At 67.6% G+C, this 19,914-nt stretch carries 21 protein-coding genes; 11 read left to right on the top strand and 10 right to left on the bottom strand.

Features of this window, described 5'->3' with window-relative positions; genetic code table 11:
* Nucleotides 1-63: 63 nt before the first annotated feature.
* The 5 genes from asnB to DCO49_RS10995 form a co-directional block, all read right to left on the bottom strand.
* On the bottom strand, nucleotides 64-2,007 hold the full coding sequence (gene asnB, locus DCO49_RS10975; RefSeq protein ID WP_116864062.1) for an asparagine synthase (glutamine-hydrolyzing): 1,944 nt from the start codon (nucleotides 2,005-2,007) through the stop codon (nucleotides 64-66).
* A gap of 3 nt (nucleotides 2,008-2,010) precedes the next feature.
* The gene (locus DCO49_RS10980) at nucleotides 2,011-4,290 is read right to left on the bottom strand and encodes a transketolase C-terminal domain-containing protein (protein ID WP_116864063.1); all 2,280 of its coding nucleotides are present in this window, start codon (nucleotides 4,288-4,290) and stop codon (nucleotides 2,011-2,013) included.
* 68 nt (nucleotides 4,291-4,358) lie between these two features.
* Nucleotides 4,359-5,018: a glutathione S-transferase family protein gene (locus DCO49_RS10985; protein ID WP_116864064.1), complete on the bottom strand. Its 660-nt coding sequence runs from the start codon at nucleotides 5,016-5,018 to the stop codon at nucleotides 4,359-4,361.
* A gap of 84 nt (nucleotides 5,019-5,102) precedes the next feature.
* The gene (locus DCO49_RS10990) at nucleotides 5,103-5,645 is read right to left on the bottom strand and encodes a GNAT family N-acetyltransferase (protein ID WP_116864065.1); all 543 of its coding nucleotides are present in this window, start codon (nucleotides 5,643-5,645) and stop codon (nucleotides 5,103-5,105) included.
* 119 nt (nucleotides 5,646-5,764) lie between these two features.
* A complete protein-coding gene (locus DCO49_RS10995) occupies nucleotides 5,765-6,604 on the bottom strand; it encodes a glycine zipper 2TM domain-containing protein (RefSeq protein WP_116864066.1) in 840 nt (279 codons plus the stop codon).
* 163 nt (nucleotides 6,605-6,767) lie between these two features.
* Between DCO49_RS10995 and DCO49_RS11000 the strand changes: the two genes are divergently transcribed.
* Both DCO49_RS11000 and DCO49_RS11005 read left to right on the top strand, forming a co-directional pair.
* Nucleotides 6,768-6,983 (top strand): DUF6116 family protein, encoded by a 216-nt coding sequence (locus DCO49_RS11000; protein ID WP_116864079.1) that lies wholly within the window; start codon nucleotides 6,768-6,770, stop codon nucleotides 6,981-6,983.
* Entirely contained in the window at nucleotides 6,980-7,753 is a 774-nt protein-coding gene (locus DCO49_RS11005; RefSeq protein WP_116864080.1) for a TatD family hydrolase, read from the top strand. Before DCO49_RS11000 ends, DCO49_RS11005 begins: the two co-directional genes overlap by 4 nt.
* 35 nt (nucleotides 7,754-7,788) lie before the next feature.
* On the opposite strand, the gene DCO49_RS11010 is transcribed toward DCO49_RS11005, so the two are convergent.
* Nucleotides 7,789-8,604, bottom strand: coding sequence for a tRNA threonylcarbamoyladenosine dehydratase (locus DCO49_RS11010; protein ID WP_116864067.1), 816 nt, complete (start codon nucleotides 8,602-8,604; stop codon nucleotides 7,789-7,791).
* 93 nt (nucleotides 8,605-8,697) lie between these two features.
* On the opposite strand from DCO49_RS11010, the gene DCO49_RS11015 reads away from it, so the two are divergent.
* The gene (locus DCO49_RS11015) at nucleotides 8,698-9,132 is read left to right on the top strand and encodes a cytochrome c (RefSeq protein ID WP_116864068.1); all 435 of its coding nucleotides are present in this window, start codon (nucleotides 8,698-8,700) and stop codon (nucleotides 9,130-9,132) included.
* A gap of 130 nt (nucleotides 9,133-9,262) precedes the next feature.
* Complete coding sequence (locus tag DCO49_RS11020) at nucleotides 9,263-9,760, top strand: glycine zipper 2TM domain-containing protein (RefSeq protein WP_116864069.1); 498 nt, start codon at nucleotides 9,263-9,265, stop codon at nucleotides 9,758-9,760.
* Nucleotides 9,761-9,836: 76 nt separating this feature from the next.
* Here the strand turns inward: DCO49_RS11020 and DCO49_RS11025 are convergent, their stop codons facing one another.
* Nucleotides 9,837-10,046, bottom strand: coding sequence for a cold-shock protein (locus tag DCO49_RS11025; protein WP_108769314.1), 210 nt, complete (start codon nucleotides 10,044-10,046; stop codon nucleotides 9,837-9,839).
* A 234-nt stretch (nucleotides 10,047-10,280) separates the two neighbouring features.
* Here DCO49_RS11025 and DCO49_RS11030 point away from each other — a divergent pair, with 234 nt between their 5' ends.
* From DCO49_RS11030 to arsC, 3 genes are all read left to right on the top strand, one after another.
* Complete coding sequence (locus tag DCO49_RS11030) at nucleotides 10,281-10,766, top strand: DUF456 domain-containing protein (protein WP_116864070.1); 486 nt, start codon at nucleotides 10,281-10,283, stop codon at nucleotides 10,764-10,766.
* A 122-nt stretch (nucleotides 10,767-10,888) separates the two neighbouring features.
* Nucleotides 10,889-12,043, top strand: a complete 1,155-nt coding sequence (locus DCO49_RS11035; protein WP_116864071.1) for a phospholipase A — start codon at nucleotides 10,889-10,891, stop codon at nucleotides 12,041-12,043.
* Nucleotides 12,043-12,384, top strand: coding sequence for an arsenate reductase (glutaredoxin) (gene arsC / locus DCO49_RS11040; RefSeq protein WP_116864072.1), 342 nt, complete (start codon nucleotides 12,043-12,045; stop codon nucleotides 12,382-12,384). Before DCO49_RS11035 ends, arsC begins: the two co-directional genes overlap by 1 nt.
* Nucleotides 12,385-12,531: 147 nt before the next feature.
* Here the strand turns inward: arsC and DCO49_RS11045 are convergent, their stop codons facing one another.
* The 3 genes from DCO49_RS11045 to DCO49_RS11055 form a co-directional block, all read right to left on the bottom strand.
* Nucleotides 12,532-13,167: a glutathione S-transferase family protein gene (locus DCO49_RS11045; protein ID WP_116864073.1), complete on the bottom strand. Its 636-nt coding sequence runs from the start codon at nucleotides 13,165-13,167 to the stop codon at nucleotides 12,532-12,534.
* Between the two features lie 45 nt (nucleotides 13,168-13,212).
* Entirely contained in the window at nucleotides 13,213-13,545 is a 333-nt protein-coding gene (locus DCO49_RS11050) for a hypothetical protein (RefSeq protein WP_133249421.1), read from the bottom strand.
* A 118-nt stretch (nucleotides 13,546-13,663) separates the two neighbouring features.
* Entirely contained in the window at nucleotides 13,664-15,181 is a 1,518-nt protein-coding gene (locus DCO49_RS11055; protein ID WP_165835717.1) for a fumarate hydratase, read from the bottom strand.
* A 146-nt stretch (nucleotides 15,182-15,327) separates the two neighbouring features.
* Here DCO49_RS11055 and DCO49_RS11060 point away from each other — a divergent pair, with 146 nt between their 5' ends.
* The 4 genes from DCO49_RS11060 to DCO49_RS11075 all read left to right on the top strand — a co-directional run bounded on the left by DCO49_RS11060 (nucleotide 15,328) and on the right by DCO49_RS11075 (nucleotide 19,774).
* Complete coding sequence (locus DCO49_RS11060) at nucleotides 15,328-16,224, top strand: RNA polymerase sigma-70 factor (protein WP_116864075.1); 897 nt, start codon at nucleotides 15,328-15,330, stop codon at nucleotides 16,222-16,224.
* Between the two features lie 36 nt (nucleotides 16,225-16,260).
* The gene (locus tag DCO49_RS11065) at nucleotides 16,261-16,710 is read left to right on the top strand and encodes a carboxymuconolactone decarboxylase family protein (protein WP_116864076.1); all 450 of its coding nucleotides are present in this window, start codon (nucleotides 16,261-16,263) and stop codon (nucleotides 16,708-16,710) included.
* 336 nt (nucleotides 16,711-17,046) lie between these two features.
* Nucleotides 17,047-18,900: an ABC transporter ATP-binding protein gene (locus DCO49_RS11070; protein ID WP_116864077.1), complete on the top strand. Its 1,854-nt coding sequence runs from the start codon at nucleotides 17,047-17,049 to the stop codon at nucleotides 18,898-18,900.
* A 94-nt stretch (nucleotides 18,901-18,994) separates the two neighbouring features.
* Nucleotides 18,995-19,774 (top strand): ferredoxin--NADP reductase, encoded by a 780-nt coding sequence (locus DCO49_RS11075; RefSeq protein WP_116864078.1) that lies wholly within the window; start codon nucleotides 18,995-18,997, stop codon nucleotides 19,772-19,774.
* Nucleotides 19,775-19,914 lie beyond the last annotated feature (140 nt).

The raw sequence follows: 19,914 nt of genomic DNA on the forward strand, positions 1-19,914 counted from the left end.
GACACACTCCTGACGGGGGGAAAGGGCCAGCCTAGCGGCCGGCCCGATGCGCCCCGGTGAAGATCAGCCGCGTGCCACGCCCGCCCGCACCTGCCGCCAGTGGTCCTGCCATGCCTGGAACATCAGCACGTTCCACAGGTGGGTATGCCACTTGCGCTGGCCGCCCAGGAACTGCTGCCACAGCGGCTGCACGGCGGCCGCCGACAGCACGCCTTCGCGTTCCAGCCGCGCCGGCTGCAGCAGGTCATCGGCCCACGGCCGCAGGTCGCCCTTCAGCCATTCACTCACCGGCGCGCCGAAACCACGCTTGGGACGGTGCACCATCGACTGCGGCACATAGCGGCCCAGCACGCGCTTGAGCAGCACCTTGCTGGTGTCCTCACTGCGCTTGAAGTCCAGCGGCAGCGACCAGGCGAATTCAGCCACGCGCCAGTCCAGCAGCGGCGCCCGTGCCTCCAGGCTGACCGCCATCGAGGTGCGGTCGACCTTGCACAGCAGGTCGTCGGGCAGGTAGCTGACAAAATCAGCCAGCATCATCGCGTCGGCCGGGGTGCCGGCACCGTGCAGCGGGTCGGCCAGGTCGTAGAAGCTGCCGGCCTCGCGCGCACCGATCACCGCCGCCGCCGGGTCGCGCCAGCGCGAGATGCGGTTGCGGTAGACATCGCCGATGCCGCGCGCGCCGGTCTCGGCCAGCAGCGCGGCCAGGCCGCCGATGCGCGAGGATTCGCCCTGCTGGTGCGCACGCGCGCCCATCCAACGCCGCAACGGCGCCGGCACGCGGCCCAGCATCTGCCAGTTGCGCAGCGCGCGTACGTAGCGGGTGTAGCCGAAGAACAGTTCGTCGCCACCATCACCGGACAGGGCCACGGTCACGCCCTGCCGCGCCAGTCGCGCGACCAGGGCGGTCGGCACCTGCGAGGCATCGGCGAAGGGCTCGTCGAACATCGCCGGCAGCTGCGGCACCACCGCCAGCGCATCGGCGCCACTCACGTACAGCTCGGTGTGGTCGCAGCCCAGGTGCCCGGCCAGCTCCTTGGCCAGCGGCGCCTCGTCATGGTGCGAGCCGCTGAAGCCGATGCTGAAACTGTGCACCGGCTGCGTGCTCTGCGCCTGCATCAGCGCGGCCACCAGCGACGAATCGGTGCCACCGGACAGGAACACGCCCACCGGCACGTCGGCCACCATGCGCAGCGCCACGGCATCGCGCAGCAGGCCGTCCAGCTGTTCCTCGGCCTCCTCGATGCGGCCCTGGAACGGTGCGGCCAGTGCCGCCTGCATGCGCGCGCGCGCATCCCAGTACGGGCGCTGGGCCTGCTCGGGGCGGTGCGCGGCGGAACCGGCGGCCACCATCGCCGCATCCAGGCGCAGCACGCGGCCCGGCATCAGCTTGTAGCAGCGCTGGTGGATGCTGTGCGGGGCCGGGATGTAATCCAGGCGCAGCAGCAGGGTCAGCGCATCGCGGTCGATGTCGTTGTCGAAGTCCGGGTGCTGCCACAGCGCCTTCAGCTCCGAACCGAAGACCAGGGTGTCGCCGGCCCAGCCGTAGTACAGCGGCTTCTTGCCGACCCGGTCGCGGGCCAGGTACAGGCACTGCTCCTGGCGGTCCCAAAGGGCGATCGCGAACATGCCGTTGGCGCGCTGCAGGGTGTCCTCGACGCCCCACTGCAGGATCGCGGCCAGCAGCACTTCTGTATCGGAATGGCCGCGGAAGGCATGGCCCAGCGGCTCAAGCTCGGCGCGCAGCGCGGCGAAGTTGTAGACCTCGCCGTTGTAAGCCATCACGTAACGGCCGTCAGCCGAGGCCATCGGCTGGTGGCCCAGCGGTGACAGGTCGAGGATGCTCAGGCGGCGATGGGCCAGGGCAATGCCGGCGCTGGCGTCGACCCAGGTGCCGCCGTCATCCGGCCCGCGGTGGTGCAGCGCCTGCCCCATGGCCAGCGCCTGCGCCTGCAGCACCTCGTCCGGCGACTGCGGCGCCGGCAACAACATTCCCGCCAATCCACACATGCATCAGGGTTCCTGCGCCAGGTCGAGGGCGGCGCCAATCACTGCATTGTCGCTTGGAAGCCCGAACATTGCTGCCCCCGCCAGCGGCGTATAGGTATCGGCGCCGCAGACCCGCCGCAGCGGCAGGTGGCCATGGCCGGCCTCGACCAGGGCGGTGACCACGCCCTCGCCCACCCCGCCGCTGTGCCGGCCCTCGTCCAGCACCAGCACCCGCCGCGCCGTGGCCGCCTGGGCCGCGATGAAGCCGGCATCCAGCGGCACCAGCCAGCGCAGGTCCACCACCCGCACCTGCCAACCCGTCTGCGCCTGTATGGCCGGCACCGCGCGCAGCGCCATCGGCACGCCATTGCCGTAGGTGAACACCACCAGATCGTCGGCGTCGGTCGCATAGACCCGGCCCTCGCCCAGCACCAATGCCTGCCCCACCGCCGGGTAATCGAACAGCCACTGGCCATCGCCGGGCGCGTGCAGGTCCTTGCTCATATACAGCGCGATCGGTTCCAGGAACACCGCCACCCGGCCGTCCACCCGGGCCAGCGCCGCCAGCGTGCGCAGCATCATCACCGCATCGTCGCCGCGCGACGGGCAGCCCACCACCAGGCCGGGGATGTCGCGCAGCGCGGTGATCGAGTTGTCGTTGTGGAAGTGGCCGCCGAAGCCCTTCTGGTAGCCCAGGCCGGCCACCCGCACCAGCATCGGGTTGCGGAACTGGTCATTGGAGAAGAACTGCAGCGAACAGGCTTCGCCGCGCAGCTGGTCGATGGCGTTGTGCAGGTAGGCCAGATACTGGATTTCCGGGATCGGCAGCAGGCCCATGTTGGCCAGGCCCTGGGCCATGCCCAGGATCATCGTCTCGTCCAGCAGGGTGTTGAACACCCGGCGCGGCCCGAAGCGGCGCAGCAGGTCCTTGGTGACGGTGTAGACGCCCCCCTTCTGCGCCACGTCCTCGCCGAACAGCAGCGCCTGCGGATATTTGCACAGCAGTTCCTGCAGGCCGTGGTTGATCTGCACGGCCAGGTGCCGCGGCGGCTGCCGCTCGGGCAGCGCATCGGCTCCGCCGTACAGGGCTTCGCGCGCCTCAGCCGGTACCGGGCGCTGCGCCTCGGCCATCACCGCTGCGGGCGTGTACGGCGCCAGCGGCGCGACCACTTCATCCAGCGACTGCAGCTTGGGCCGTCCTTCGGCGTCGGCCGCCGCCGACAGGCAGCGCGCGCGCAGGGTCTCGTAGGCGGCCTCGATGCCGGCGGCATCCATCCAGCCCGATTCCAGCGCGATCTGCGCCGACCGCAGCAACGGGTCCTGGGCCTCAGCCGCGCACAGGTCGGCCAGCGTACGCCACTCCACTTCGAAGTCAGTGCCGGCGTGGCCCATCAGCCGCGTGGTACGCAGATGAAGGAACGTCGGCCGGCGGGTACGCCGGCAATGCTCCACCGCCGCCTGCACCTGTGCATGACCTGCCGCCAGATCCAGGCCATCGGCGTAGTAGTAGTCCAGCCCCGGCTGGCGGCTGAAGCGCTCGGCGATCCAGCCCTCCGGGGTCTTTACTGAAATACCCAGGCCGTTGTCCTCGCAGACGAACAGGATCGGCGCGGGCAGCTTCTGGTAGGCCGACCACATCGCCGTATTGAAGGCGGTCTGCGCGGTGGCATGGTTGGCCGAGGCATCGCCGAAGGAGCACAGCACGATGCTGTCGGCAGGGATCGGCAGCGGCTGGCCCAGGCGCTTGCCGCTTTCGATGGCCAGCGCGGTGCCCAGTGCCTTGGGCAGGTGCGAAGCGATGGTCGAAGTCTGCGGCAGCACCCACAGCGGGCGGCTGCCCCAGACCTTGTGGCGGCCACCGCTGGCCGGATCGTCGGCACTGGCGGCGAAGGACAGCGCCGCGTCACGCAACGGGTCCAGGCCCGGCACCTGCCGCGCGCGCTCGGCCATGAATGCGCCGGAGCGGTAATGCAGGAACGCCGGATCGGTATGCCGGCAGGCCCGTGCCAGCAGCGCGTTGCCTTCGTGGCCGGACGAGCCGATGGTGTAGAAGACCCTGTTCTGTACGCGCAGTACGCGCGCCATCAGGTCCAGCTGGCGGCTGGCCAGCTGCGAATCGAACAGCTCGGCGAACACCGCTGCGGTCAGCGTGCTGCCCGGCAGGATCGGCGCATCCGGCGCCGGCTTCGGACGCGGCAGCCCACGCCAGCTGCGCACTGCCTCGAGGAAATTGACGTCGCACACTTCGGCGCGGTTGAGCACGCGCATGCGCGCGGGGATCGGATCGGGAACCACAGCAAACATCGAACACCCTCCGTGTCGTTGTTGCATTCCGCCGGGCGTGGCCCGGCGCTACCGTGCCGGGCTGGACTCTACGAGCGTGCGTCCAACCGCGCGCGTACTTCGGGCGTAACCGCGGGCATCGCCACGAAACGCGGCTGCTCGCGCACCCGCTGCAGCCAGGCACGCACTTCCACCAACGGCTGCAGGTCGATGCCACCGTCGGCGGCAACATCGGTATAGGCGAACAGCGCAATGTCGGCGATGCCGTATTCGCTGCCGGTGAACCACTGTGCCTGGCGCAGGTGCTGCTCCATCACCGCCAACGCGGTCGCGGCGCGCTCATGCAGGCGCGGCAGCTCGGCCCGCCGCGGCGAATCGGCATCGGTCCAGCCACGGATGAAGCGCGCCACGGCCACGCAGGGTTCGTGGCTGTACTGCTCGAAGAACATCCAGCTCAGCGCCTGCGCGCGTTCCCAGCCATCGGTGGGCAGGTAGGGCGTGCCTTCGGCCAGCCAGAACAGGATCGCGTTGGATTCGGTCAGCACGCGGCCATCGTCGCGCACGATCAGCGGCACCTTCGCATTCGGGTTGAGGGCCAGGAATTCAGGCGAATGGGTCTGCCCATGCGCACTGTCCACTTCCACCCAGCGGTAGCGGCTGCCGAGCTGCTCCAGCAGCATCCGCACCTTGTGGCAGTTGCCCGACACCGACATGCCGTGCACCGTCAACGGAACGCGCTCTTCCACCATTGCCTGCTCCAGGACATCCCGGCCGACGGCCGGCTGCACGCAGTCTGGCAAGCACATCGGCCGATGCCAAGCGCGGGTGCAGCATCACCGCCGGCGTTGTTGCCATTGCGCGCGCGACTGCCCCCAGATCTGCAGCGGCGGCCCGTCGTAGGGTGGCGGCAACTGGCCCATGCGCAGCAGGCTGCTGCCCAGCTTGCGCGCCACCGCCCTGGACTTCTCGTTGTCATCGGCGATGGTGTGGATCACCTCGTCCCAGCCAAGCGTGTCGAACGCCCAGTCGATGGCCGCCACCGCCGCTTCGGGGGCGTAGCCACGGCCCCAGCGCGCGCGGCAGAGGCTCCAGCCGACCTCGGGGCCGGGCCAGCCGAGCGGATGCCACGGGCCCATGCGGCCAACCCACTCGCCGGTGGCTTTCTCGATGACGCTGAACATCGAATAGCCGAACAGCTGCCAGGCACCTGCCAGGCTGCAGAAGCTGCGCCAGGCCACCGAAGGCAGCTGCACGCCGCCCAGGCTGCGCATCACTTCTTCATCGGCGCAGAACGCCAGGTAGGGCTCCAGGTCCTGGGCCTGCGGTGGGCGCAGGATCAGGCGCTCGGTTTCGATGCGAAGGTCGAAGATGCTCATGCAGGCTCCCGCCAGGTACCGTGGCCGCTCATCATCGCCGATCCCGCCATCGGATCCAGCACGCAAACGAAACGGGCCGGCAAAGGCCGGCCCGTCCGATACAGCGTCCCGTTGTCGTGTTACTGGCGGTTGGCCGCTGCGTCGCCGGCTGCGGCGGTCTGCGTGACCACCTGGCCATCCACCACCGGCAGGCGGTCGCTGGCCGGCTTGTTGTCCATGCGCACGGTCTTCTCGGCGCCGTCATAGCGGTAAGTCACGTTGTAGCCCTTGACCACATCGCTGGTGCCCATGGCGATGCGCGTGCCCGGCTTGCTGGCCATGCGCATGGTGCCGGTGGTGCCGTCCTCGTTGCGGTAGGTCACGTTGTAACCGGTCACGCGGCTCGACTCGGAGGTCGCCGTTTCAGTGTGGCACTGGCGCTCGGTACGGTTGACCACGCGGCCGCCCACGTGGCGCTTGTCCACCTGGTTGCCGATGAAGCCACCGGCCACGGCGCCGGCTGCGGTGGCAGCCTTCCTGCCGTTGCCGCCGCCCACCTGGTTGCCGAGCAGGCCACCGACCACGGCGCCGACCACGGTGCCACCGACGTTGCCATCACGCTCGGGCAGGCGCTCCTGCACCACCACATCCTCGCAGACTTCATGCGGGGTCTGGGTGGTGGACGTCTCGCGCACCGGCTCGGTGCCGATGACCGTCGCGTAGGCCTTCTGCTTCTCGGTCAGCGGGTCGACCTTCAGCACATCGGCGTATTCCAGGCCGCGCGGTGCCGAGGCATCGACCGCGTCGCCGCGCGCGCCGTCATCGGCAGCGCTGCCATCGACCAGGCGCGACTCGGAAGGGTTCGCGGCGCTCAGTGCATCCGGGGCCTTGTCACCACTCTTCATGAAGGCGGCGGTTGCGATGCCACCCACCAGCAGCGCGCCTGCTGCGACCAGGACAGTTGTAGTTGTGCTTTTCATGACCTGCTCCCTGCGGACCGTCCGCAACGTTCTCGATGCAGATTGCAGCATGCGCTGCCTGAACGGAATCTCCACAATTCGTACTCACGGCGGTAACCCATTCAGCATCGGGAAATGCAGGGCCCGTGGTAGCGTTTGCAGCACGCCCACGAGGAGCCCCGCCATGGCCAACCCGATGCTGCTGCCGGTCCTGCAATGGGCACGCCGGCTGCGCTACCCCACCCTGTTCAAGCTGACCGCCGGCCTGTTCGCGCTGACGCTGTTCATCCCCGACCCGATCCCGTTCGTGGACGAACTGGTGCTGGGCCTGGGCACCCTGCTGCTGGCCAACTGGAAGAACCGCAGCGCGACGACGCCGCCGCCCCTGGAACAGCGCTGAACATGCTGATCGACAGCCACTGCCACCTCGATGCCAGCGAGTTCGACCCCGACCGCACGGCGGTGATCGAGCGCGCCCGTGCGGCCGGTGTACAAGCCCAGGTGGTGCCGGCGGTAACCGCCGCCAGCTGGCCGAAGCTGCGCGAAGTCTGCCAGCAGGCACCGGGGCTGTACCCGGCCTACGGCCTGCACCCGATGTTCCTGGCCGGCCATCGTCCGGAACACCTGGGCCAGCTGCGCGATTGGATCGAGCGCGAGCGTCCCTGCGCGATCGGCGAGTGCGGCCTGGATTTCTTTGTCGAGGGACTGGATGCCGAAGCCCAGCAGGGCTTTTTCATCGGCCAGCTGAAGCTGGCACGCGACTTCGACCTGCCGGTGATCGTGCACGCACGCCGCGCGGTGGACGCGGTGATCGCCGCGATCCGCCGCATCGGCGGCCTGCGCGGCGTGGTCCATAGTTTTCCCGGCAGCCCGGAACAGGCCGCGCAGCTGGACAAGCTGGGCTTCCTGCTCGGCCTCGGCGGGCCGCTGACCTACGACCGTGCGCAGCGCCTGCAGCGCCTGGTGCGCGAGATGCCGCTGGAGCAGCTGCTGCTGGAAACCGACGCACCGGACCAGCCCGACGCGGGCATCCGCGGCCAGCGCAATGAGCCGGCACGACTGTCGGTGATCGCCCGCCACGTGGCTGCGCTGCGCGGTACCGACGTGGAGACCGTGGCACGGGTGACAAGCGAGAACGCCCGGCGGCTGTTCGCGCTGCCGGCCGCCTGATCGCCGCTTCGCCGGGCATGGCCCGGCGCTACCGGTCAAACCTCGGCGGACTCGGCTTTTACCTTTTTCGGCTCCAGCAGCATCTCCAGCGCCTTGCCCGCCGCGGCGAACGCAAACGCGCCGGTGATGTGGGTGGCCGCGCCCAGCCCGGCGCCGCAATCCAGCTTCAACGCGGCATCGGCGCCCAGGTTCGGGCGCAGGCCGCAGACGCTGCCATCGGCCTGCGGGTACTTCACGTTCTCCAGCGAATACACCGCCGGTACGCCGAAATAGCGCTTGGCGTTCTTCGGGAAGTTGAATTCGCTGCGCAGCTTCTTGCGGATCAGCGCCAGCATTGCGTCGTGCTCGGTACGCGAGACATCGCGGATGCGCACCAGGGTCGGGTCGGTACGGCCGCCAGCAGCGCCGACGGTCAGCAGCGGCAGCTTGCGGCGGCGGCACCAGGCGATGGTCTCCACCTTCACCCGGAAGCTGTCGCAGGCATCGATGACCAGGTCGAAGCCACGGTCCAGCAGTTCGGCCATGTTGCCGGTGGTCAGGAACGCCTGCACGGCATCGACGTCGATCTGCGGGTTGATGGCGCGGCAGCGCTCGGCCATCGCCTCTGACTTGTTGCGGCCGTAGTTGCCCTCCATCGCCGGCAGCTGCCGGTTGGTGTTGGACACGCAGATGTCATCGGCATCGATCAGGGTCAGGTGGCCAACCGCCGAACGGGCCAGCGCCTCCACCACCCACGAGCCGACGCCGCCCATGCCCACCACCGCCACGCGGCTGCCCTGCAGGCGCTCGAGCGCACCTACGCCATACAGCCGTTCGATGCCGGCGAAGCGTTGTTTGACCTGTTCGTTCATGCGGCTATTTTAACGTGCAGGCAGCGGCGGCCATAGCGGGCCGGCATCGAACCCACCGTTGCACGCCCACGCATCACCCATGGAGGAGCCCGCATGAACGCCAGCCCGTCCCGTCGTCCTTCCAGCGCACAGCGCTATCTGTTCGTGCTCGTGCTCGGCCTGCTGACCGGTCTGGTTGCCACGGTCATGGTCGGCCGCGCCCTGCAGGCGGGCCGCGATCCCTTCCCGCACAGCCTGATGCACGTGATGCAGCGGCAGGCGGCGCTGCTGCAGCAGGCCCAGCAACAGAACCGCTGCAGCCTGGCCGACAGCCAGCCGCGCCTGCAGTCGCTGCGGCTGCTGTCCAACGACCTGGACCTGGCGTTTCCCAGGCTGAAGGACGATGCGCGCTTCCAACAGCATGCCAGCCAGTACCGGGCGGACCTCAATGCGGCGCTGGCCGCCCCGCCCAGTGACTGTGCAGCGCTGGCCAAGGTGGTGCAGACCGTGCAGGACGACTGCCGGGCCTGCCACCAGGACTTCCGCTGATTCATCTTCCAGCCGGGGAAGACTGGCGTGATTGGCACCTTGTTCACGTTGGAAAGTGGACGATTCGATCACCCTGCTGCATGACGCAGTACCCCCTTCCATCCGCCTTCACGGCCAGGAGACGCCCCTCATGAAGATCCAGCTCATCGCCGCCAGTGTCATTGCTACGCTCGCCCTGGCCGGCTGCGCCACCTCGCCCGGTTACGGCGGCGGTGGTTACAACAACGGTGGCTACAACAATGGTGGCTACGGCAACAACAACGGCTACAACCAGAACCGTTGCGCCGACTGCGGCATCGTGACTCGCATCAACACCGTGGCCTCGGGCCGTACCGCGCCCAGCGCGACCGGCGCGATCCTCGGCGGCATCGTCGGCGCCGTGGCCGGCCATGAGATCTCCGACCACACCGGTGGCAGCCGCGGCAACAAGAATGTCGCTGCCGCCGCAGGCGCGGTGGGTGGTGCCCTCGCCGGCAACCAGATCCAGAAGAACGTGACCAGCGATACCTACGACATCACCGTGCGCATGGACGATGGCCGCACCATCGTGGTCAACCAGCGCGACCTGGCTGGTATCCGCGAAAACACCTACGTCCGCGTCGTCAACGGCCGCGTCGTCCTGCGCTGATCCAGCAGCCGACGGTGGCAATGAAAAAGGCCCGCTTGCGCGGGCCTTTTTCGTGCGATGCATTGCAGGCGGGTCTTCAGACCGGCTCTACGGCATCGGCCTGCAGGCCCTTCTGGCCCTGCACGACGGTGAAGGTGACCTTCTGGCCTTCCTTCAGACTCTTGAAGCCCTGGGTCTGGATGGCACGGAAATGCACGAACACGTCTTCGCCGTTTTCACGGCTGATGAAGCCGAAGCCCTTTGCATCGTTGAACCACTTTACGGTACCGGTCTCGCGATCAGCCATCTCACTCACTCCCTGGTGACTCTCTTGTTGTTGGAAACGCCTGTTGGGCGGCTGACAAGCAAGGGGGAAGCGAGGTGCAACGATGCAGCGGATCGGTTAGATCTTGCTTCATCAGGCCACGATCCACGGTGACCTTGCCAAGCTCAGCGACTGCAACTTAACCCGAGCAAAACGAAAAATCAACTGCCAAAATTTCAAAGTGTCAACCCCAAAAAGACAACCGTACGGGACAGCATGGACCTCTCATTCATCTTGTATCTGCTAGCGGTCATTTTCGTCCTGGTCGGCATCGCCGGGGTGATCCTGCCGGCCCTGCCCGGGGTGCCACTGGTGTTCGTCGGCCTGCTGCTAGCGGCATGGGCTGACGGCTTTGCCCATGTCGGCTGGCCCACGCTGGTGGCCCTCGGTGTCCTCACCGCGCTGTCCCTGGTGGCTGACGTACTGTCCACGGTGGTGGGGGCGCAGCGGGTCGGGGCCAGTCGCAAGGCACTCTGGGGTACCTTCATCGGCAGCATCGTCGGCCTGTTCTTCATGCCCATCGGGCTGTTCGCCGGCCCGCTGCTGGGTGCCCTGCTGGGCGAGTACTGGCACACCCGCGAGCTGGGGCGCTCGACCAAAGTCGGCATGGCCACGTGGCTGGGCATCCTGCTTGGCCTTGCCCTGAAGCTGGCCGTGGTGATCGCAATGCTGGGCCTGTTCGCCTTTGCCTGGTTCCTGTGAGGCCGCCGCCTTCACGCCATGCGCACGCCCGCGCCGGGCATAAACCAAGGGGCTGGCCGTTGCTGCGGGCAGCCGCCACACTGTGCGTCTTCCCGTATTCATCCTCTGAAGGGCCTGCTGCCATGACCCTCCCCACGCTGCTCCCCCGCTTCGCGCCGCTGGCGCTGGCCCTGGCCAGTGCGCCACTGGCCGCGCAGGAAATCGCGCCCACTCCCACCGCTGCGCCGGCTGGCTGCGCCGCCGTCGACAGTGACGCCGCGCGCCTGGCCTGCTATGACCGACTTTTCGGTCGCAACGCCCAGGCCACCGCCGAGGCAGACGCCGCCGCCCAGCAGGCCGCACAGACCCTGCGTGAACAACGCCAGGCGTCGCGCCTCAGCCAAGGCGAAGAAAAGCTGCGTACCCGCGTGGGCGACATCTTCCGCCCGGCACCGGACGACAGCGCCCTGGCCAATGCCGGCCGCGGCTCGCTGCTGGACAGCCGCTGGGAGCTGGCCGAGGACTCCAAGCTGGGCCCGTTCCAGCTGCGCGCCTACAAGCCGGTCTACCTGTTGCCCGCCTTCTGGACCAGTGACAAGAACCAGATGCCGCAGTCGCCGAACCCGGCCAACAGCGTGACCACGCCGCAGGTACTGGACAGCACCGAGCTGAAGTTCCAGATCAGCTTCAAGACCAAGATCGCCGAGAACCTGTTCGGCGACAACGGTGACATCTGGGCCGGTTACACCCAGAGCTCGCGCTGGCAGGCCTACAACGCCGAGAACTCGCGCCCGTTCCGCGAGACCAATTACGAACCGGAAGTGATGATGGTGTTCCGCAACGGCTACTCGATCGGTGGCTGGCGTGGGCGCATGACCGGGATCAGCCTCAACCACCAGTCCAACGGCCGCCCTGACCCGCTGTCGCGCAGCTGGAACCGGGTGATGCTCAACATCGGCCTGGACCGCGAGAACTGGGCGCTGGTGCTGCGCCCCTGGTACCGCATCCCGGAAAGTCGCAGCGATGACAACAATCCGGACATCGAGGACTACATGGGCCGTGGCGACGCGACCCTGATCTGGAACCGCAACGGCCATGAAATCGCGCTGATGGCGCGCCATTCGCTGCGCACCGGCGACCGTTCGCACGGCGCGCTGCAGCTCGATTACGGCTTCCCGATCAGCAACCTGCTGCGCGGCCACATCCAGGTGTTCGATGGCTACGGCGAAAGCATGATCGACTACAACCACAAGGCCACCTACGTGGGCGTGGGCGTATCGCTGCTGGAGTGGTTCTGATGACGGTGACGATCTGGCACAACCCGGCCTGCAGCAATTCGCGCGGCGCGCTGGCGCTGATCCGCGAAGCCGGGATCGAGCCGGTGGTGGTCGACTACCTGGGCACCCCGCCTGACGTGGCCACCCTGCACCAGGTGCTGGCCGAATCCGGCCTGGCCGCCGCCGACCTGGTGCGCAGCAAGGAGCCGCAGTTCGCCGAACTGGGCCTGGCCGGTGTCGATGAAGCCACCCTGCTGGCCGCGATGGCCGAACACCCGCGCCTGATCAACCGCCCGATCGTGCGCACCCCCAAGGGCACACGCCTTTGCCGCCCGCCGGAAACCGTGCAGGAACTCCTGTAACCCGCCCCGCTTTGGTAGAGCCGAGCCGTGCTCGGCTGCTGTTCCGTAGAGTCGAGCTTGCTCGACTGGAGGTTAACGGCAGTCGAGCAAGCTCGACTCTACAGGGAGCGACGAGCAGCCAAGCATGGCTCGGCGCTACAGAACGGGTTACAGCCAGTCGGTGATGCCTTCGCGGCGGTACGTCTCTGCGAACGATGGGCGTGCCTTCATCCGCTGCGCGTAGATCTTCAGCACCGGCAGGTTGTTGGTGGGCGTGGGCATGTTGCGCGACCAGCGCATCAGCATCACCAGCATGAAATCGACCACGCTGGGCGCCTCGCCCAGCACATACGGTCCCTGCGTCTGCAGGTGTGCGGCCATCTGCTGCCAGGCAGCCTCCAGGCGTTGCCGGGCCATCGCCTGGGTGGCGGCCACATTCGCTTCGCCGGCCGCTTCATGCGGGTAGAACCACGCGCGGTAGGCGGGCTGCAGGGTGTTGGCGCACCAGAACATCCAGCGATACGCCTCGCCACGTGCGGGCGTACCCGGGACCGGCAGCAGGCCGGCCTCAGGGCGGCGATCGGCCAGGTACAGCGCGATGGCGGCCGCTTCTGTCAGCACCTGGCCATCGATCATCAGCGTCGGCACCACACCCGCCGGGTTCAGCGCCAGGTACTGCGCCGACTTGTGCTCGCGCCGATCGAAATCCAGCAGCACCAGTTCGTGCTCGATGCCCAGTTCGATCAGCAGCCAGTGCACCACCAGCGAGGCGGTGCTGACAGACCCATACAGCGTAGTGCGCATGCGACGACTCCGGTTGCGGGAAGCGCCGATTATGGGCCCAACGGCTCAGCCACCGCCGCAGGAGGCCATGCAGCTGTCGGCGTCCTGGCTGCAGCTGATCAACGGCGACTGGTCCATGCAGGCCTGCGCCTGCGACATGCAGGAGCGGCGCATCTCGTCATCCTTGATCCGGTCGCACTTGCTCGCCGCCTGCGCATCGCAGGTCGAGCGACGGTCCGAATCCGAACGGGCCAGGCAGGCATTGCGGTACTGCTGGCATGCCATCACGCACTGCGCGCTGGCGTTGTTGCCGGGTGCGCCGTCGTACAGATCGCCGCTGCTGCTGCAGGCGGCGAGGGAAACAACACACAACAGCGCAAGGCATCGAAACAATGACATTGGACACTCCCTGTTCAATACATCGGAAAACCCAGCGAAGCCTAGCAGTGCCGACCTTCGTGCGGCGTCAAGCGAAAAACGGCGCCCTGCGGCGCCGTTCTCCTGCAATCGGTGGGGCTTACTCCACCACCACCGGAATCTTGCCGATGCGGGCCTGCCACTCACGCGGACCGGTCTTGTGCACCGATTCGCCGGTGGAATCGACCGCCACGGTCACCGGCATGTCCTGCACGGTGAACTCGTAGATCGCTTCCATGCCCAGGTCGGCGAAGCCGACGACCTTGGCCGCCTTGATCGCCTTGGACACCAGGTAGGCCGAGCCACCGACGGCCATCAGGTAGGCCGACTTGTGCTTCTTGATGGCCTCGATGGCGGCCGGGCCGCGCTCGGCCTTGCCGACCATGCCCAGCAGGCCGGTCTGTGCCAGCACCTGCTCGGTGAACTTGTCCATGCGGGTGGCGGTGGTTGGGCCGGCCGGGCCCACCACTTCGTCGCGCACCGGATCGACCGGGCCGACGTAGTAGATGAAGCGACCCTTCAGGTCGACCGGCAGTTCCTCGCCCTTGTTGAGCATGTCGACCATGCGCTTGTGCGCGGCGTCGCGGCCGGTCAGCAGCTTGCCGTTGAGCAGCAGGGTCTGGCCCGGCTTCCAGTTGGCCACGTCTTCGGGGGTGATCGTGTCCAGGTCCACGCGGGTGCCCTTGGACGAGTCGTAGGTCAGCTTCGGCCAGTCTTCCAGCGACGGCGGATCCAGCATCACCGGACCGCTGCCATCCAGGGTGAAGTGCGCATGGCGGGTGGCCGCGCAGTTCGGGATCATCGCCACCGGCAGGTTGGCCGCGTGGGTCGGATAATCGTTGATCTTGATGTCGAGCACGGTGGTCAGGCCACCCAGGCCCTGCGCGCCGATGCCCAGCGCATTGACCTTCTCGTACAGCTCCAGGCGCAGCTCTTCGATGCGGTTGGATGCACCACGGGCCTGCAGATCGGTGATGTCGATCGGCTCCATCAGCGCTTCCTTCGCCAGCAGCATCGCCTTTTCAGCGGTACCGCCGATGCCGATGCCGAGCATGCCCGGCGGGCACCAGCCGGCGCCCATGGTCGGCACGGTCTTCAGCACCCAGTCGACGATCGAGTCAGACGGGTTGAGCATGGCGAACTTGGTCTTGGCTTCCGAACCACCCCCCTTGGCGGCGACGATGACGTCGACGGTGTTGCCCGGCACCACCTTGACGTTGACCACGCCCGGGGTGTTGTCCTTGGTGTTGACGCGCTTGCCGGCCGGATCAGCCAGCACCGAAGCGCGCAGCTTGTTGTCCGGGTGCAGGTAGGCGCGGCGCACGCCTTCGTTGGCCATGTCTTCCACGCCCATGGTCGCGTCGTCCCAGCGCACGTCCATGCCGATTTCCAGGAACACGGTGACGATGCCGGTGTCCTGGCAGATCGGACGGTGGCCTTCGGCGCACATCCGCGAATTGATCAGGATCTGGGCCATCGCTTCCTTCGCGGCCGGCGACTCCTCACGCTCGTAGGCGGCGGCGAGGTTCTTGATGTAGTCGACCGGGTGGTAGTACGAGATGTACTGCAGCGCGTCGGCGATGGACTGGATGAGGTCTTCCTGCTTGATCGATGTCACGGCTTGCTCGCTTGCTCGAGGCTGGCGGGGGTAATCCTCCATTTTACCCCCTCCCCCGGCTGCAGGGGTGGTGGTGTCGGCCGCTGGCCGGCAAGATCGCACGAGGGCCCTGTCACGCTTCATCCCTCCCCGGCGTCCTGGTCGACATGAACACTGAATCCGCCTTCCAGACCCACCGCCCGCGCCTGATGGCGCTGGCCTACCGCCTGCTGGGCAGCCGCAGCGATGCCGAGGACGTGGTCCAGGATGCCTGGCTGCGCTGGTCCGGCGCCGATCCGGCCGCTGTGCGCGACCCCGAGGCCTGGCTGGTCACCACCACCACGCGGCTTGGCCTGGACCGGCTGCGCGCGGCCCGGCGCGAGCGGGTCCACTACGTCGGCCCGTGGCTGGCTGAACCGCTGGAGATCAGCCTGGCCGCAGAACCGGCCAGCGACCCGGCCGTGGCCCATGCCCGCGCCGACGAGGTCTCGGTGGCCTTCCTGACCCTGCTGGAGCAGCTGGGACCGGAGGAACGCGCCGCCTTCCTGCTGAAGGAGGCCTTCGACCACGACTACCGGCAGATCGCCGCGCTGCTCGGCTTGAGCGAGGCCAACTGCCGCCAGCTGGTGCACCGGGCGAAACAGCGCCTGCAGGCCGGCCGGCCGCGCTTCAACGCCGATACCGGCCAGCACCGGCAGCTGCTGGCGCGCTTCATGGACGCCACCCAGCGTGGCGACAGCGAGGCCATCCAGGCGCTGCTGCATGCCAACGCGCGGCTGGTGTCCGACGGCGGCGGCGTGGTCACCGCGGCGGTGCGCCCGCTGCTGGGTGCCGAACGCATCGGCCGCCTGTTCTGGGCCATCGCGCGCCGCGGCCTGGGCCACACCGCCCAGCTGGGCTGGGTCAATGGCGAGCCGGCGATCCTGCGCTTCCTCGGCGACCAGCTGCACTCGGTGACCACCATCGAAGTGGCCGAGGGCCGCATCGCCAACGTGTACAGCGTGCTCAATCCGGAAAAACTGCGTGGGCGTGTCACGAACGCGGACGGCACGGCGTCCTTGTAGTGAAAGACGGCCACCGTGGCCGTCGTGGAGCTGAAAATGTCCGACCATGTCTCTCCCCGCGTCCCCTACACCCGCCTGGCCGCCGATGCGTTCAAGGGCCTGCTGGCCACCAGCAAGGCGGTGCATGACAGTTCGATCGACCCGACACTGATGGAACTGCTGTTCCTGCGCGTGTCCCAGCTCAACGGCTGCGGCTACTGCATGGACATGCACGGCACCGCGCTGCGCAAGGGCGGCATCGAGCCGCGCAAGCTCGACACGCTGCCGGCCTGGCACGAAAGCCGTTTCTTCGATGCACGCGAGCGTGCCGCGCTGGGCTGGGCCGAGGCCCTGACCCGGCTGACCGAGGGCGCGCCGTCGCAAACGGCGTTCGATGCACTGGCACCGCACTTCGATGAGAAGGGCATCAGTGACCTGAGCATGGGCATCGCGGTGATCAATGCATGGAACCGGTTGGGTGCAGGGCTGCTGCCGCCGCTGCCGTAAAGCGGTTTTCTGGCCGGGCTGCGCCCGGCACCCGCAGAGGCGACAGCCGGAGCAAGGGCAACGTCAACAGCTGGGTACTGTGGGATGGCGGGGTGGGTCAGGTCGCAGGGGACGCTGCAAGTACGTCCATGTAAGCTCGGTCGCCGCATCCATGCGGCTCACGCCCCTGCAACCTGACCCACCCCGCCTTCGACAGATGTCCTGCCGCTGTTGGCAGGTGTCGACCTTGGTCGACACGTTGCATCCACGCAAGGCGTGGATATGAGGGGTCTGATCCCTTCACGCAGCGAAGGGATATGACCCCCTCTCCACGCGTTACGCGCGCACAATGGCGGCATGCCTCCTGCCCCCGAGAAGAAACCCAGCCTGCGCCAGCGCTTCAAGGCGATGCGCAACCTGCCGCCGTTCCTGCGGCAGGTGTGGCAGACCAGCCCCGCGCTGACCCTTACCAGCCTCGGCCTGCGCCTGATCCGTGCGCTGCTGCCGGTGGCGATGCTGTACGTGGGCAAGCTCATCATCGATACCGCGCTACATCTGAGCCAGCACGGGGCCGGCTTCCCACCGCTGGGCGAGGCATTGTCCAGTGGGCTGTTGAATCCGCTGCTGGGCCTGCTGGCGCTGGAGTTCGGCCTGGCCATTTCCTCCGACCTGCTCGGCCGGCTGGTCAGCTATGCCGATGCGCTGCTGTCGGAACTGTTCGCCAACGCCACCAGCGTGCGCCTGATGGAACACGCCGCGACGCTGGACCTGGAGGACTTCGAAGACCCCGACCTGCAGGACAAGCTGGACCGTGCGCGGCGCCAGACCATGGGCCGGATGAACCTGATGAGCCAGCTGTTCGGCCAGGTGCAGGACGCGATCACCGTGGCCAGCCTGGCGGTCGGCCTGCTGGTCTATGCGCCGTGGCTGATCCTGCTGCTGGCGCTGGCGCTGGTGCCGGCCTTCATCGGCGAATCGCACTTCAACGCCGCCGGCTACAGCCTCAATTTCCTGTGGACGCCGGAGCGGCGCCAGCTGGACTACCTGCGCCAGCTCGGCGCAAGCGTGGTAACGGCCAAGGAAGTGAAGATCTTCAACCTGCACCGCTTCCTGGTGGAGCGCTACCGGCGGCTGTCGGCGGCACTGTTCCTGGCCAACCGGGCGCTGGCGCGGCGGCGCGCGTTCTGGGGCACGGTGCTGGCTGCGCTGGGCACGCTGGGTTACTACACCGCCTATGCCTATATCGCCTGGCGCACGGTGCGCGGCGATTTCTCGATCGGCGACCTGACCTTCCTCGCCGGTAGTTTCCTGCGCCTGCGCCAGTTGCTGGAAGGCCTGCTGATCGGCTTCTCGCAGGTGGCCAGCCAGGCGCTGTACCTGGACGATCTGTATTCGTTCTTCCAGATCGAACCGGAAATCCACTCCCGCGAGGGCGCCGTCAGCGTGCCGCGGCCAATCCAGCAGGGTTTCGTGTTCGAGAACGTCGGCTTCCGTTACCCCGATGCCGAGCAGTGGGCGGTGCGTCATCTGGATTTCCAGCTGCACGCCGGTGAAGTGCTGGCGCTGGTGGGCGAGAACGGTGCCGGCAAGACCACCCTGGTCAAGCTGCTGGCACGCCTGTACGAACCGGACGAAGGCCGCATCCTGCTCGATGGCCGCGACCTGCGCGATTACGACCTGGATGACCTGCGCGCCAACCTGGGCGTGATCTTCCAGGACTTCGTGCGCTACAACCTCACCGCCGGCGAGAACATCGGCGTCGGCCAGGTGGAGGCGATGGCCGACCAGGCGCGCATCGCCGATGCCGCGCGGCGGGGCATGGCCGAAGAAGTGATCGATGCCCTGCCCGGAGGCTACGAGCAGCTGATCGGCCGCCGCTTCAAGCAGGGCGTGGACCTGTCCGGCGGGCAGTGGCAGAAAATCGCCATCGCCCGCGCGTGGATGCGCGATGCGCAGGTGATGATCCTCGACGAGCCGACCGCTGCGCTCGATGCCCGCGCCGAATTCGAAGTGTTCCAGCGCTTCCGCGAGCTGGCCGACCGGCGCACCGCCGTGCTCATCTCGCACCGGTTTTCCTCGGTGCGCATGGCCGACCGCATCCTGGTGCTGGCCGAGGGCCGGCTGGAGGCCAGCGGCACCCACGAGGAGCTGATGGCCCAGGGAGGGCGCTACGCCGAGCTGTTCGAACTGCAGGCCGCCGGGTACCGCTGAGTGGCCCTGAGAACGCCTCTCGTTCCGGATAATGAGAACCCCTCTCATTTGAGGTAGAATGGCGGGGACGAATCCATTGCCTGAATGTGCCCCCATGTCTTCCGCTTTCGGCGCCGAAACGGTGCTTGAGGTCCGCCACTGGACCGATGCCTACTTCAGTTTCACCCTCACCCGCGACAGCGGCTTCCGTTTCGAGAACGGCCAGTTCGTGATGATCGGCCTGGAGACCGAGGCGCGACCGCTGCTGCGCGCGTACTCCATCGCCAGTGCCAACTGGGAAGAACACCTGGAGTTCTTCAGCATCAAGGTGCAGGACGGCCCGCTGACCTCGCGCCTGCAGCACATCAAGCCGGGCGACAAGGTGCTGGTCGGCAAGAAGCCCACCGGCACCCTGCTGATCAGCGACCTGCACCCGGGCAAGAACCTGTACCTGCTGGGTACCGGCACCGGCATGGCGCCGTGGCTGTCGGTCATCAAGGACCCGGAAACCTACGAGCGCTTCGAGAAGGTGATCCTCTGCCACGGCGTGCGCTACGAGAAGGACCTGGCCTACCGCGATTACTTCGAGAAGGAACTGCGTGAGCACGAGTTCCTCGGCGAGATGATCGGCGACAAGCTGCTGTACTACCCAGCCGTCACCCGCGAACCGTTCGCCAACCAGGGCCGCCTGACCCAGCTGATGGAAAGCGGCGAGATGCAGCGCACCTTGGGCCTGCCGGAAATGAGCCCGGAGAACGACCGCGCGATGATCTGCGGCAGCCCGCAGATGCTGGCCGACCTGCGCACCGTGCTCGACGCGCGTGGCTTCCAGGTGTCGCCGCGTATTGGCCAGCTCGGCCACTACGTGTTCGAACGCGCCTTCGTCGAGAAGTAAGGCACCCCGGTAGCGCCGGGCCATGCCCGGCGGATGAGTCAGTAGCAACTGTCTTGTTAGGCGGAGGCCATCTGGGCCTCCGCGTCCCGCTTGCGGGCGTTGAGGATCACCAGCATCTTGCGCATCACCGCGACCAGGGC

The sequence above is a fragment of the Stenotrophomonas sp. SPM genome (assembly GCF_003105135.1).
Lineage (GTDB): Bacteria > Pseudomonadota > Gammaproteobacteria > Xanthomonadales > Xanthomonadaceae > Stenotrophomonas.